The organism is Labedaea rhizosphaerae (genome assembly GCF_004362825.1).
Lineage (GTDB): Bacteria > Actinomycetota > Actinomycetes > Mycobacteriales > Pseudonocardiaceae > Labedaea > Labedaea rhizosphaerae.
The window spans coordinates 93,173-108,271 of record NZ_SNXZ01000010.1; the positions used below are offsets into that span (position 1 = coordinate 93,173).

Below are 15,099 nucleotides of genomic sequence, written 5' to 3' on the forward strand. Positions count from 1 at the left end.
CCTACATCCAGCCGACCCCGCCGGGCAGCTACCGCTTCGAGTTCACCATGACCCGCAACGGCGGCCCGTTCTTCACCGACGAGCAGATCGCTCCGGCGGTGCTCGCCTTGCGTGTGATCGACGTACCACCGGTGATCAAGGAGCAGTACCCACCCAACGGATACTCCGCACCCACACTCACCCCGAGCCTTTGGGCCAAGGCCGTCGACATCGACGCACCCCCGAACAGCTCGCTGCAATACCGGTTCCAAATCTGCGAGCCGGGTGAGGTCAACTGTTTCGACTCCGGACGCCAGCCCAACACCACCTGGACCGTCCCACTGGGGAAGCTGGTGTGGGGCAGGACCTACCAGTGGCGGGTGTTCGCGTTCGACGGCACGTCGGAGAACCAGGCGCTGCCCTTCAGCAACCTGCTGACCGCGGTGCCGCAGCCAGAGATCACCGCTCAGCTGGGCAACGCACCTTACAGCGGCCGGTCCGGCGAATTCGATCCGCAAGTCGGCAACTACACGTCCAGCGCTGTAGATGCCACCGTGTCGACGGTCGGTCCGCAGCTCTCGGTCGTGCGCACCTACAACAGCCTCGACCCTCGGCGGGACACGGCGTTCGGCGCCGGCTGGTCCAGCCAATACGACATGCGGGTCGTGCCCGACGCCGACGGCTCAGGCAACGTCGTGGTCACCTACCCCGACGGTCAGCAAGCACGATTCGGCGCCAACCTGACGGTCTCCGGCCTACCCGCGGCGGGGACGCTCGTCGCCCCACAAGGCCGGTACGCCATCCTGGTCCCGCGCACCGGCGGTGGCTGGGATCTCACCGACAAGTCCGCCACTCGATATGTGTTCGACGCCAACGGTCATCTGACCGAAATTCATGACAACGCCGGACGCTGGCTGTCCTACTCCTATGTGGACGGCCACGTCACGACGATCCTCAACCACATCAGCAACCGAGCTCTGCACCTGACATGGATCGGCGGTCACGTCCACGCCGTCAACACCGATTCCGTCAATGGTCAGTCATTGTTGTGGACTTATGTCTACGACGGTGATCGGCTCACCCAGGCGTGCGATCCCACAAACCATTGCACCACCTACGGCTACACCGCCGGTACCCACTACCGCAACACGGTGCTGGACTCCCGCCCGGACTCCTACTGGCGGCTCAGCGACGCCGACAGCCCCGACGCATACAGCCAGGTCGCCATCAACCTCGGCGCCGACAAGGGCCACTACATCGACGTGACGCCCGGCACGCCGGGCGCGATCGCGGGAACAACGGACGCCGCCGCGACCTTCAACGGCACCACATCGGCCATCACGATGCCTGACGGCGCGGTACGACGCAGCCGCGAGTTCACCGCGGAACTGTGGTTCCGCACCGCGACAGGCGGCCCCCTCCTCGGCGTCGAGAACACCCCGTATGGCGCCACCCCCAGCAAGTCCGTTCCGACGCTGTACATCGGCACCGACGGCAAACTGCGCGGTCAACTATGGACCGGTCAGATCGATCCGATCACCACAACCGGCGCCGTCACCGACAACGGGTGGCACCACGTGGTGCTCACCGGATCGTTGACAACCCAGTCGCTCTACCTCGACGGCAACCTCGTCGGCACCCGCACCGGCGTCATCGACCACAGCGCCTTCACCTACTCCCAGATCGGAGCCGCCTACGCGGTCACACCGGCGTCCTGGCCGCAGTGGGGCGCCGCGCAACGCCGGTCGTTCGCCGGTGACATCGACGAGGTGGCGGTCTACCAACGCCCACTCGGGTTGCCCGCGGTGCGCACGCACTTCGCGGCCCGAGCCGCATCGGATCAAATCAACTCGGTGGTACTGCCCAGTGGTAAAACCGCGGCCGAGCTCACCTACGACCTCGACCACGACCGCGTCGACGAGTACATCGACCGCAACGGCGGAACGTGGCGCCTTGGCACGCCCAATGTGTCCGGTGACCCCGACAACATCATCCGCACCGTCCGCGTCACGGATCCCGCCAACCGCGACCACTTCTATGAATACGACCCGGTCCGCGGTCGGATCCTGCGCTACCTCGCGCCCTTGGGCACCGAAACCCGGCCCGAGGACAACCCACCCCCGACCACCGATCCTGTTGACCCGCCGCCAGACTGCCCGCCCGACCAGCCGTTCTGCGAGGTCCCGACCAATGGTGGCCCTGGCTCGTTCCCGCCGGTCGATCTGCAAGGTGCGCGCACGTTCGACTACGACGCCAACGGTTACCAGAGCGCAATCACCGACGAGAACGGCAACACGATCGCCCTAGGGCACGACGCTCGCGGGAACGTGACCACTCGCACGACCTGCCGTACCGGGCCGACCGACTGCCAAACCAGCTACTACGAGTACTACCCCGTCGGCACGGACTTGACCGATCCGCGCCTGGACAAGGTGATCGCGACCCGCGACGCCCGTTCCAGTGGCCCCACCGACAACCGCTACCGCACAGCCTTCACCTACACCTCGCGCGGTGACCTCGAAACACAAACCACGGCGGACAATGCAGTCGTCCGGCACACCTACACCGCCGACACGACACCCGCCTACGACGGTGGCACAGCACCAGCCGGCTTGCTCGCAACCTCGACCGACCCGCGCAACGCTGTCACCACCTACGCGTACTACCGCAACGGTGACCTCGCGCAGGTCACCAGCCCGACCGGGTTGATCACCCGGTACATCTACGACGAACTCGGCCGCCGCGTCTCGGCCACCCAGATCTCCGACAGCTACCCCCAGGGCATCACGTCGACAACGGCATACGACGACCTCTCACGGCCCGCCGTCGTGACCGCGCCGACCACGACCAATGCCGTCACCGGCGATCGCCACACCGAGCGCGACACCACCACCTACGATCCCGACGGCAACGCCACCGCCGTCGACAGCGTCGACATCGTCGGCACGGACCAGCCCCGCACCACGCGCATCGACTACGACGAGCACAACCGCGTCGAGCGCGTCACCGACCCCGAGGGCAACGAAACCAGCTTCGGCTACGACAGCTTCGGCAACACCACACGCATGGTTAACGCCGATGGCGTGCAATACGAGTACGCCTACACCGCGCGCAACAAGCTGGCCGAAGTGCGCTTGCGTGGGTGGAACGGCGATCCCGACGGCGCACAACCCGGCCCGGACGACTACCTCGTCGTTGACTCCTACGCCTACGACCTCGCTGGCCAGCTCGTCCGCCACGTCGACGCCATGGGCCGCGCCACCCGCTACAGCTACTACAACGACGGTCTGCCCTACCGCGCGACCGCGCTCGGCGTGCACAACCCGGACGGAAGCACCCGCGACGTCGTCCTGACCACCAACACCTTCGACGCCGCAGGCAACCCCAGCAAGCAAACCTTTGCCGGTGGGCGGGTCACCACCTACGAAATCGACGCCGTCGGACGGCGGACCGCAACCACTGCCGACCCCGACGGCCTCCGCCACCGCACCGAGCTCGCCTACGACTTGAGCGGCAACGTCACCCGGGTCAACATGACCGGCCGCGAGTCCAACACCGGTGCCTTCGACGACCTCACCGTCGCCGAAACCGTCGACTACGGCTACGACCCCGCCGGACGCCGGACCAGCGAGACCGTCAACACCGGCACCGAAACCCTCGCCACCCGCTACGGCTACGACCAACGCAACCTGCTCACCTCCGTCACCGACCCACGCGGCACGGCCGCAGGCGCCGATCCGGCTGCGTTCACGACGAACTACCAGTTCGACGAACTCGGCGAAGCCACGCACGCGATCGCGCCACCGGTCGCCGTGGAAACCAACGGGGGAGCACCGACAACCGCACGGCCGACGACGAAGATCGGCTACGACACGTTCGGCGATGCCACCCACACCACCGACGCGAACAGCAACACCTGGCTCACCGGCTACGACCGGCTCGGCCGTCCGACCTCAACCACGTCACCCGACTACACCGCTCCCGGGGCCACACAACCGATCCGCACGACGACCGGCTTCGCCTACGACGGTCTGGGCCAGATCACGGCTGTCACCGGACCCCGTGGCGCGGTCACCAGCTACGACTACGACCAGCTCGGCCGGCTGACCAAACAGATCGATCCCGACCCCACCAATCCCGGTCAGCCCGGCGGGGAATGGCAGTTCACCTATACCCGCACCGGTGAACCGCTTTCCGTCACCGACCCGACCGGCGCTCGCGTCGAAAGCACCTACGACGACCTCGGCCGCCTGGCGACCAGCAGCGAACTCGAGCGCTACCCCACCCCCGGCACGTACACCAGCCACTACGGCTACGACGACGCCGGGAACCTGACCAGCTCGACCACGCCGGCCAACGCGACGAGCGCCGCCACCTACGACGCACTCAACCAGCTGATCAGGACCACCTCCGCGGCCGGCGTGACCACTCAGTTCGGCTACGACCGCTCCGGTCGGCAAGTACGCACCGCGGACGCCGCAGGTAGAGCACACCGAATCAACGTCGACCTCGCGGGACGTCCGATCCAGGAACTGGACACAGGTCCGACCGGCCGACTGGTGCGGCAAAGCAAGTACGCCTACGACCAGTCGGGCAACCTTGGCACGTACACCGACCCGCTCAGCCACGTCACGCAGTTCGACCACGATGCGCTCGGCCGACTGACTCGACAGGTCGAACCCGTCTCCGCCGGCCACAGCATCACGACGTCGTTCGGTTACGACGCCGCGGGCAACCTGACCAGGCAAACCGACGGGCGCGGCAACAGCACCATCACCACGGCCAACTCCTGGGGTCTGCCCGAAAGCGTCGTCGAACCCGCCACCACCGCACAACCCAACCTGGCCGACCGCACCTGGACCGCCTCCTACGACGCATCCGCCAACGTCACGACCCTCACCGAACCCGGTGGTGTGCGCCGCGACCGCACCTTCGACCTCCTCGACAACCTCCGGCACGAAACCGGCACCGGCGCCGAGGGCGCCACGACGGACCGCACTTACGCCTACGACGCATTGAGCAGGGTGAGCACCAGCAGCGCACCCGACGGCACCGACACGTTCACCTACAACGACCGCGGCGCCCTGCTCACCACGACAGGACCGTCCGGTGCCACCACCTTCGGCTACAACGCCGACGGCAACGTCACCAGCCGCACCGATGCATCCGGTACCTCCACCTACGGCTACATCAGCGACCGGCTCTCCAGCATCCGCGACCCGCTCACCGGCAACACGAAACTCCTGACCTACGACACCGCCGGCCTGCCCAAGACCGAGAGCTACGGCACCAACGTCCGCACCTTCGGCTACGACGACCTGGCCCGGCTCAAAACCGACACCCTGACCACCTCAAGCGGCAATACGGTCGCGAGCCTCACCTACGGCTACGACAACGCCAACCGGCTCACCTCCAAAGCCGCAACCGGTCTCGCCGGCACAGCCAGCAGCACCTACGACTACGACTACGCCAACAGACTCACCAGTTGGACCCACGACAGCACCACCACCGCCTACGGCTGGGACGACGCCGGCAACCGCACCACCGCAGGCGGCAAGACCGCGACCTACGACGAACGCAACCGGCTGCTCACCGACGGAACCAGCACCTACACCTATACGCCGCGGGGAACCCAGTCCACAAAGGTCACCGGATCGGCCACCCAGCACCTCGAGTTCGACGCCTTCGACCGCCTGACAACAGCGGACACGGCCCACTACAGCTACGACAGCCTCGACCGCGTCGCCACCCGCAACCAGCAACGCTTCACCTACAGCGGCGCAAGCAACGCCCTTGTCAGCGACGGCACCACAACAATCGCCCGCGGACCCGCTCGCGAACCCATCGCCACCAAGACTGGCGCGACCGGCCAACTAGCGCTCACCGATCAACACACCGATGTCGTCGCCAGCGTCGACGCGACCACTGGCCAGCTCACCGGCAGCACCGGCTACGACCCTTTCGGTACACCGACCGGGACGACCGGCACCACCGGGCGCCTCGGTTACCAGGGTGGCTACACCGACCCCGACACCGGCCAAGTCAACATGAGCGCCCGCTGGTACGACCCGGGCACCGCCGCCTTCACCAGCCGCGACGACGACCCCGCGGGCGGTGTCAATCGGTACGGCTACGCCAGCGGATCGCCGCTCAATTACACCGATCCCACCGGCCACACATCAGTCTGCGCTGTCGCATACGGGACCAGTTCGTGCAATGGCACTACCGTTTGCGCCTTGTATCCATACTGCCCCGGCAGCGGAAGCAATGGCAGCAGTGGTGGCGGCAGTAGCGGCAGCTGTTCGGGAGGCTTGGGAGTTCTCACCTTCGGCTGCGGCGGTTGCTCGACGCCTCCCGGGGTCCAGGCTTTCGGGTGCTCTGGTGGGTCGTCCGGTGGCTCCGGCGGCGCTGTCGGAGCCGGCCTAGGCGGCCTCGGCGGCGGTAGCGGTCGCGGTGGTGGTGGTAGCGGAGGCCGTGGCGGTGGCGGCGGTGGTCACGGCCCCGGGCCCGACGTCACCCAGCAGGCGCGCGCCGCGAATCGCGCGGCAGCCCGGGACAACCCGCTGCCGATACCAGCAGCGATGACCGCACCGCTCTACGGCGGTTCCATCGCCCCACCGGTTTCGTCCGCACCGGACGTCCCGTCCCGAACCAGCAGCGACTACCAGAACCCCGTCCAGGACATCAACAAGTCCTATGACAACTTGCAGGACTCTCTCACCGTCGACAACACCGTCCTGCTCGGCAAAGTCTCCGACACCGTCGCCGGCGCTACGGGCGTCACCAACGTCAACTATGAACCGCCAGGCGTCACTCCACCTGGCGCAGGAGGTGGCCTGCCAGGCAACCCCTTCCCGATCACCAGCACTCCGCCCAGCAAGGACTACACCACCCGGCACAATTTCGCAGTCGACGTAGCGATCGTCATTATCCGAGGGCAAGTCGCGGCCGCAGGCGGTGACCCCAGCAAGGTCACCTCAGGCTTCAAAATTCCTGGTGCAAGCAAGAACGGGACTGGCAACGCGGGTTACGCCGACATCACCTACGATGACGGCCAGAATCTATGGGTCTGGGAAGTAAAGAGCGCAGGTCAGGGCGCGAAGGCAGGGCCAGAAGCCCAATGGTACGTGGACCAGTACAATAAACTCGGCCTACCACTTACCGCTCAGAAGGGTTGGTCCATTGGCGGTCCCTACCCCGGTGTCAACAATGACCGCGTTGTTGGTGTCGGGCCTGGTGCGATCATCTACCATGGCGACACTCTGCCAAGAAGATCTCCCATTCCGGTCCCGGACCCTGTGCCGGTACCTCTTCCGATATATGTGCCGTCGAATGATCCGGCGCCAGACACTGGTGGTGGCTTCTGGGACTGGATTACTTCACCGGAGGTACTCACGGTCGGCGGCGCCATACTGTTCACTGGCCTCGCCTGTGCGAGCGGTGTAGGATGCGCACCCGCAATTGCAGGTAGTACCGTCGTCTTGGGTACGCGCTAGAACGGCTGGGCAAGGAAGGATTCGTTCCGTGGTCAAACCGCTCGATGCGTTCTTGCGCGACACCGTGCGGCCCTTTTTGAAGGAGAAGGGGTTCTCGAAAAAGGGGCGCGATTTTCGCTTTGTTGCGCCGAACGGTGACACGGCGCTTATCGGCTTTCAATCGTGGCGGCTGGGTCTAAGAGAAGTCGAATTCAATCTTGACGTGGGGATCTTGCCGGTGCCCTGGGTCGAATGGCTCGAACAGGTCAGTGGCGTGAATGACCAGTCGATCGGTGGCGCGCTGTGGTGGAAGAGGTTGTTCTCGCCATTTACGTACATGGAGTCTCCGTTTCCGTACACGGATACGTGGATTGTCAACCTGGATGACAATGAAAGAATTGACGTACTATTGGGTGCGCTGGGTGCAGCGGCCGATCGATTGCGTATTTTGGTCGATCGTCGGAATTTGATTTCTGTGGTTCGCGACTCGGCGACCGCAGTTCAGGATTTGCGTCACTCGCGTGAGCATTCGATGGCGTTGCTGTTGGTTGACGATGGTCCGTCGCGCGAGCTTGACGAGCTTTTGCAAGTACTGGAGGCCCGGGATCCGGATGACAAGGTGGCTTCTTGGGTCCGCGCCAAGCTTGCCGCGAGCTGACTTGAGGTGTGGGCGTAGGTTCCGAAATCCTCGGCGGACTCGGGCTGGGGTGAGTCGCTGGGCTGGTCGGGGTTTCTCCCAGGGCGGCGGAGGTCTTCGGTGTGGTCGCCGGCGAGGCGGAGTTGGGTGTAGGCGGTGAGCAGCAGCCAGGTCCAGCGGTCGGCGGCGTGGGGTGAGCGTAGTTTCGGCGTGGCCCAGCCGAGGGTTTGTTTGAGCATGCGGAAGGTGTGGTCGATGTCGAAGCGGCGCAGGAACGCCTGCCAGGCCAGGTCCACCTCCGTGCGGTCGAGGCCGGTGGCCGAGTGCCAAAGCCATACCGGTTTCGGGATCGCGCCGGAGGGCAGCCGTTGGACTTCGAGGCGGATGACGGTTCCTTTCAGGATGGGCAGGGTGCCGTCGTGGCCGGCCCAGGCGATGCGGTGGGTCAGCCGGGGTTGTAGCCGGTCCCAGGCCCGGACCTGTGCCGGCCCATAGAGCCAGGTGGTGGTCTCGGTGACGACATCGGGTTCGCCCTAAGAGTTCCTAACAAAGCCGGGTGACGTGTTGCCAGGTGATGATGCAGGTGGCGAGGCCGAGTAGGGCTTCGTGGATGTCGTCTCGGCGTTCCCAGCGGATGCGTAGGCGTTTCATGCCGTGGTACCAGGCCACGGTGCGCTCGACCACCCATCTGTGCTTGCCCAGTCCGGAGCCGTGGGGTTGGCCCCGGCGGGCGATGCGCGGTCGGATGCCTTTGGCGCGCACCTTCTTGCGGTACTTGTCATGGTCATAGGCACGGTCGCCGTACAACTCGTCCGGTCGTTGGCGTGGCCGGCCACGGCGGCCTCGAACCGGCGGGATGGCCTCGATCAATGGCTCAAGCTCGGTCACGTCATGGCGGTTGCCGCCAGTCAACGACACCGACAGCGGGATGCCGGCACCCTCGGTCAGGACGTGGTGCTTCGAGCCCGGGCGGGCGCGGTCAACCGGGCTCGGACCGCTTGTGGGCCACGCCTGGCAGCTCGAACATGCGAGGAGTCGATGATCGCCCGCGACCAGTCCACCTTCCCGGCACCGTGCAACTCGGCCAGCAGCAGCTCGTGCAGCCGCTGCCACACCCCGGCCCGGTTCCACTCCTCCAACCGGCGCCAGCAGGTCATCCCCGACCCGAACCCCAACTCCTGCGGCAGGAACTCCCACTGGATCCCGGTGTGCAGCACGAACAAGATCCCACACACAACACCTGCCGATCCGGGATCCTCTTCCGACCCGGATACCGCGGATTCCGCGGCGCTGACTTGGGCAGCAACGGCTCAATGCGCTGCCACAGCCCGTCCGGAACGATCCACGGCGGCTGCTCACCACGCCTCACGGCCCCACACCGTAGATCAACATTCACGACAGACGGAAGACCCAAGATCAACTTTGCTAGGAACTCTAAGTGGCCGGGTCACCGAAGACGAACTCGCCGCCGTGTCGGCGGGGTCGGCCCCGGGGGCGTGCCGTGGCGGACGGTGGTGGCGGGACCGGGCGGTGCAGGACCCGGTCCGAGCGCATCCGCACCAGCACGATGATCGGTAAGTCGGCCAGCACGCGGGCCAGCCGCGGCCCGTCGTAGCCGGCGTCGGCGACCAGCAGGATGTCCGGGTCTCCCGGTGACACGGCATGAAATGTCGAGTAAGGGGGCCGATGTGGTAAAGCCGGTCGATGCGTTTCTGCGTGATTGTGTAAGGGTGCTGTTGAAGGAAGTAGGATTCTCGAAGAGAGGTCGAGATTTTCGGTTGGTCGCGACAAATGGGGACTTGGCCGCTATTAACTTCTTGTCGTGGCGGCTGGGTGAACGCGAAGCAGAATTCTACGTTGATGCGGGAGTCAGTCCGCTGCCGTGGATCGAATGGCGAGAACATGTGGACGCGGTGCAGGACGAGACCTCCGCAAGCGCACTCTGGTGGACACGGTTGAGGTCTCCGCACAACCATTTGGGGCTATGGCAATTCAACCTCGACGAGAGCGAGAGAATTGAAGAATTAGTCACAAAGCTGACATCGCTGGCAGAGAAGTTGCGATCACTGACTGATCGGCGGCTGCTACTCAACCTGGTGAGGGATCCGGCGACCAGGATCCAGGAGTTGCGCCGCTCGCGCGCCGAATCAGTGGCCCTGTTGTTGGTCGATGAGGGTCCGTCGCCTGAACTTGCGGAGGCATTGCGAGCGATGGAAGCGGAGGAGGATTCCGACAGGCGTATGGTTGCGTGGATACGGGCCAAACTGTCCAGATATTGAGAGTCGGGACGTACGACGCCTAGGGTTGCGCCACCACTGATACCGGCATTCGTGGGGCGGGTGTGTTCGCTGCCCGCGGGTCAGCCTCGCCTGAACCACGCCTGTGGACCCGTAGGGTCGTTGCGCTGCCGCTGTGGCCAAGACGCCGAGCCACGGTGCGGAAGTCGACGCCCGCCAGAATGCCTTCGCGGAGCAGGGACCGCGCATCGACGGCATCGAGCTGCCGGGCGGCTCGGCGCGCTCAGCCGGACAGCGGCGTCACGGGCGGCCCGCTCTCAGCCCATCGGGACGCTCGCTGGCGGGATTGCGGGGCGGACGTAGCCGGCGACCGTCTTGCGTAGTTGGTCCGCGTGGGCGTAGATGTCGGTGATGTCGTTGATCGGCAAGCGGGTCTCGTTCTTGTCCTCGTCGAACACGCCGAGGTAGCGCTGGGAGCGGTTGAACCACAGGCGCGCGATGGGTTTGCGGTTGTTGTCGTCCAGCAGGATCCCGAAGTAGGTCTTGGCGTCGCGGGATGCGATGCGTGATGCGGGGACCTCGCTGCAGACGATGGCCCGCACGATGCGGAAGCCCTCGAGTTCGTCTTCGGTGGTCACGACGTCGGTGGCCTCCGGGGTGACGTCCTGGGCCGGGACCGGCGGCGTCGGCGCGAGGATCTGCGGTTCGGCGGGCGTCGTCGCGTCGAGGGCGGCGTCCGGGCCGAGTGCGGTTTTGAGCCGGGCGTTGACCTGTTCGGTGAGGAACTGGTGGGCCGCCTTCTCGACCAGTGGGGCGAACTGCTCGCGGACCTGGCGGGTGAAGTTCTTGCCGCTGAACACGCGCACGCCGAGGTAGCGAACCCATTCCTCGGATGGCTCACGGAATTCCGCGGCGAGCGTCCGCTTGATCTCACCGATGTACTTCAGTTCGCCGGCGGCATTGAGCACCGAGTCGAGGTCGAACGATTCGCGCGTGAGCTTGGCCAGTTCGGGCAGCAATGTGCGATCGACTGCGGCGAGGTCGAGCACCAGGAATGGTTTGGCGTCCATCCTGTTGGGCTCGTCGAGATCGGTGTAGAACTCCCAGAACTGACCGTTGGTCAGGATCGCCACCCGGGCGTTGGTGACCGAGAAGTACCGGTACAGCTGGGAAGCGTGCTCCCAGCGCAACGGCTCGGTGATTTTCTTGGTCTCGATGAGGATCTGCACGGCGCCGCCGTGGACGAGGGCGTAGTCGATCTTCTCGCCCTTCTTGGTGCCGAGATCGGCGGTGAACTCGGGGATGACCTCCGAAGGGTTGAACACGTCGTATCCCAGCACCCGCCCGATGAACGGCATCACGAACGCGTTCTTCGTGGCCTCCTCGGTCTCGATCACGGCCCGCTGCGTAGCCAGCTTCGCCGACAGTTCCGCCACCCGGTCACCGATCGCCACGAACTCTCCTCTATTCCTCGCCCGCGCAAAAAGGGGTGCGGGCAGCCTTGCTAAGGGAGGTCGGCGCCTGCCCGAGGAGCGTTACAGTTGCAATCGAACAGACCTCGCCGACCCGGACAGCTCGGTGTCGGCGGCTTCACCGATCAGAAAACCTCCGTCACGTCGTCAGTTCTGGTAGCCCCCCGACACCGGTGGAAGGATTGACGACCATGACCGACGCTGGACCGCTGAGCGCCGACGAGGCCACGTTCATCGCGGCGGCTCGTTCGGGTGATGCGGCGCGGTTCGCGCTCGTCACGGAGCGATACCGGCGTGAGCTGCAGGTGCACTGCTACCGGATGCTCGCGAACTACGAGGACGCCCAGGACATGACGCAGGAGACGTTCCTGCGAGCGTGGAACAAGCGGGAGTCGTTCAAAGGCCATGCCGCGCTGCGGACCTGGCTGTACCGGATCGCGACGAACGTCTGCCTCGACTTCCTGGAGAAGCGCACCCCGGTACCGTCCGGGCTGGCGGACGCCGGCTCCGAGGTGCTGTACCTGCAGCCCTACCCCGACCGGATGCTCCCCGAAGACCCACAGGAATCGGTGGTGGCGCGGGAGACGATCGAGCTGGCGTTCATCGTCGCCGTTCAGCGCCTGCCACCTCGCCAGCGGGCCGTGTTCATCCTGCGCGACGTCCTCGGCTGGCCGGCGTCGAAGGCCGCCGACGCCCTCGAGCTGACCGTCGCGTCGGTGACCAGCGCACTGCAGCGGGCGCGTGGGACGGTGCGCGCGCAGCTGCCCGACCGCCGCCTCGACTGGCGCAGCCCCGCCACCCACGAGCTGACGGATGACGAGCGCGGCGTGGTGAAGTCCTACATGGACGCCCATGAGCGCAACGACCTCGACGCGTTGACGTCCCTGCTGCGCGACGACCTGCGCTTCGCGATGCTGCCCGAGATGGGCACCACGGTCATGACGGCCGAGGACGCGGTGGACAGCTGGGTCTCCGGCGGGCTCTTCCAGCGCGGCCACGACGACTGGCGCGGTATCGCCACCACGGTCAACCGCATGCCGGCCGCCGCGCTGTACCTCCGCACCCCCGACGACCCGCGGTACCGGCTGTTCGCCATCGCGGCCCTGCACATCGTCGACGGGAAGATCGCCGAGCTCACCGGATTCGACGCCGGCGGCAAACCGTGGCTGGGCCTGCCGCCGACCCTGTGATCACAAGCGGGTCTCGTACCGGGTCAGCAGCACGCCGCCGGGAAACGTCCGCGTCTCCACCAGGTTCAGGTTCACCCAGCTGTCCAGCGCGGTGAAGAACGGCGTGCCGCCGCCCACCAAGACCGGCACGGTGACCAGCACGTACTCGTCGATCAGCCCGGCCCGCATGGCCGCCCCGGCCAGCGTCGCGCCGCCGATGTCCATCGGGCCGGCGTCCTCGGCCTTGAGCCGGGCGATCTCGGCGACTGCCTCGCCGCTGACCAGGCGGGTGTTCCAGTCGACCTCCTCGATCGTCGAGGAGAACACCACCTTCGGCATGTCCCGCCAGCGCTGGGCGAACTCGATCACCGCCGGTGTGGCGCCGGGCTGCTGGTCGGCGGTCGGCCAGTCGGAACTCATCGTCGTCCACAGCTTGCGCCCGTACAGCGCCAGGCCCGTCGCCGCCACCCGGTCGGACCACCACTGGAACAACTCGTCGCTCGGCGACGAGTCCGGTCCCTCACCTCCGCTCCAGCCGATGTCGTCGCCGGGCGCGGCGATGTAGCCGTCCAAGGTCACATTCATGCCGAAGGTCAGTTTTCGCATGGCGTCAGCCTCCCGTGAGTCGATCTCACAGGTACAGACGGGCGCGGCGCGAAAACCTAATCGGTGTGCGGCTGGGCGGCGACCGGTGCGTCGTCGGCGGGCACCACTCGGGTCCTGGCCACGATGAGGCCGGCGACGACAAGGGACACGGCGCCGAGGGTCGCGCCCCAGCGCAGCGCGTCGGACCCGGACACCGACCACAGCGCGGCACCCGTCGCGGAGCCGAAGGCGATACCGAGCTGACGCACCACATTGGACGTTGCCGACGTCAACCCCATCTTGCTGCGCGGGGTGTTGCCCATCAACAAGACCTGCAACTGCCCGTTGAACACCCCGAACCCAGCGCCCACGACCGCCAGCCGCCAGAACAGGTCGCCCGGTGCGTCACCGGCGAACAGCAGCAGGACCGCGCCCAGGGCGAGGACACCGGCCCCGACCACGGCGATCGGCCGGGTGCCGACCCGGTCGGCCACCATGCCCGCGCCGTAGCTGGTCGCCAGCGCGGCGATCGGGAACGCGAGCAGCACCAGGCCGGCGGTGCCCGCGCTCGTGTGCAGCCCGTGCTGCAGGAAGAACGGCAGCACGAACACCAGCACGTTGAAACCCGTGTACACCAACACGAGCGCGACGTGCGGGCCGAGCACGCCGCGGGTGCCGAGCAGCTCACGCACCGGCACCGCGTCCCGCCCGCGGTACCAGGCCACGAGCAACGGCAGCGCGAGCACCGCGACGACCAGCCATACCGGACTCTCGGTGACCGCGAGCGACAGACCCAGGATCACGGCGACCGCCCCACCGCCGAACGTGGCGGCTTCCACCAGCCACCGCCGCCGCGGCCACGTGAGCCCGTCACCGAGCGGGAGTTGGCCCGAGGCCAGCAGAACCGCGGCCGCGACGGCGGGGATGGACAGGTAGAAGATCCACGGCCAGCCCAGCGACTCGACGATCTGCCCGCCCAGCGCGGGTCCGAGCACGCCACCGGTGGTGCCGAACAGCATGATCACGCCGAATGCCCGCCCGCGCGCCTCCGGCCGCACCGACACGGTGCCGAGCACCGCCGAGAGCGCGAGCAGCACGACCCCGAAGCAGCCCTGCAGCACACGCGCCGCGATCAGCCACCCGATCCCCGGCGCCAGCCCGGCCAACGCGGTGGACACGGCGAATCCCGCGCACGCCAGCGTCAGCGCCCGGCGCGGGTCGACCGCGTCCACCCACCGCCCGGCGCACAGACCCAGCGCGATGATCGGCGTGAGGTAGCCCAGCACGACCCACTGCACGAGCGCGGTCGAGGTGGCGAAGTCGTCCTCGATGGCCGGCAGCGCCACGTTGACGATCGTGGCGTCCAGCTGGGCGACGAAAACCGTGAGCCCAACGGCCACGACCAGTGCCCATCGATTCCGCTCCACGCGTCGGTCCTTTCGCATCGGGGGCGTGCTTGGTGATCTTGACAACGCTAATCAGGTGGCGCGGATTGTGTCAACGACACCGCACGGCATCTGACGCGGATGAAATTCTTCTGACACA

General features: G+C 66.6%; 8 protein-coding genes and 1 pseudogene. 4 read left to right on the forward strand and 5 right to left on the reverse strand.

Annotated features, from left to right (window positions below; translation table 11 throughout):
* The first annotated feature begins 47 nt into the window (after positions 1-47).
* Positions 48-7,475 (forward strand): LamG-like jellyroll fold domain-containing protein, encoded by a 7,428-nt coding sequence (locus EV186_RS36375; RefSeq protein ID WP_279538360.1) that lies wholly within the window; start codon positions 48-50, stop codon positions 7,473-7,475.
* Positions 7,476-7,503: 28 nt separating this feature from the next.
* Positions 7,504-8,112, forward strand: a complete 609-nt coding sequence (locus EV186_RS36380; protein WP_166659500.1) for a DUF4304 domain-containing protein — start codon at positions 7,504-7,506, stop codon at positions 8,110-8,112.
* Positions 8,113-8,634: 522 nt separating this feature from the next.
* On the opposite strand, the pseudogene EV186_RS36390 reads toward EV186_RS36380, so the two are convergent.
* Together EV186_RS36390 and EV186_RS36395 are read right to left on the reverse strand one after the other, a co-directional pair.
* Positions 8,635-9,433: pseudogene (locus tag EV186_RS36390) on the reverse strand (IS5 family transposase).
* Between the two features lie 92 nt (positions 9,434-9,525).
* The gene (locus tag EV186_RS36395; RefSeq protein ID WP_243754510.1) at positions 9,526-9,750 is read right to left on the reverse strand and encodes a transposase; all 225 of its coding nucleotides are present in this window, start codon (positions 9,748-9,750) and stop codon (positions 9,526-9,528) included.
* On the opposite strand from EV186_RS36395, the gene EV186_RS36400 reads away from it, so the two are divergent.
* Entirely contained in the window at positions 9,744-10,370 is a 627-nt protein-coding gene (locus tag EV186_RS36400) for a hypothetical protein (RefSeq protein ID WP_133854084.1), read from the forward strand. The genes EV186_RS36395 and EV186_RS36400 overlap by 7 nt on opposite strands.
* Positions 10,371-10,645: 275 nt before the next feature.
* On the opposite strand, the gene EV186_RS36405 is transcribed toward EV186_RS36400, so the two are convergent.
* Entirely contained in the window at positions 10,646-11,782 is a 1,137-nt protein-coding gene (locus EV186_RS36405) for a type I restriction endonuclease (protein ID WP_133854085.1), read from the reverse strand.
* 209 nt (positions 11,783-11,991) lie between these two features.
* On the opposite strand from EV186_RS36405, the gene EV186_RS36410 reads away from it, so the two are divergent.
* Entirely contained in the window at positions 11,992-12,990 is a 999-nt protein-coding gene (locus tag EV186_RS36410) for an RNA polymerase subunit sigma-70 (protein ID WP_133854086.1), read from the forward strand.
* On the opposite strand, the gene EV186_RS36415 is transcribed toward EV186_RS36410, so the two are convergent.
* Positions 12,991-13,575 carry a dihydrofolate reductase family protein gene (locus tag EV186_RS36415; RefSeq protein ID WP_133854087.1) on the reverse strand — a complete coding sequence of 195 codons (585 nt, stop codon included), beginning with the start codon at positions 13,573-13,575 and terminating at the stop codon, positions 12,991-12,993. It abuts the gene before it with no gap.
* 56 nt (positions 13,576-13,631) lie between these two features.
* Positions 13,632-14,981, reverse strand: a complete 1,350-nt coding sequence (locus EV186_RS36420; protein WP_166659501.1) for an MFS transporter — start codon at positions 14,979-14,981, stop codon at positions 13,632-13,634.
* Positions 14,982-15,099 lie beyond the last annotated feature (118 nt).

Coding starts and splice junctions, on each gene's coding strand:
- EV186_RS36375 (WP_279538360.1), top strand. CDS start 48: ATGACCCGCAACGGCGGCCCGTTCTTCACCGACGAGCAGATCGCTCCG.
- EV186_RS36410 (WP_133854086.1), top strand. CDS start 11,992: ATGACCGACGCTGGACCGCTGAGCGCCGACGAGGCCACGTTCATCGCG.
- EV186_RS36415 (WP_133854087.1), bottom strand. CDS start 13,575: ATGCGAAAACTGACCTTCGGCATGAATGTGACCTTGGACGGCTACATC.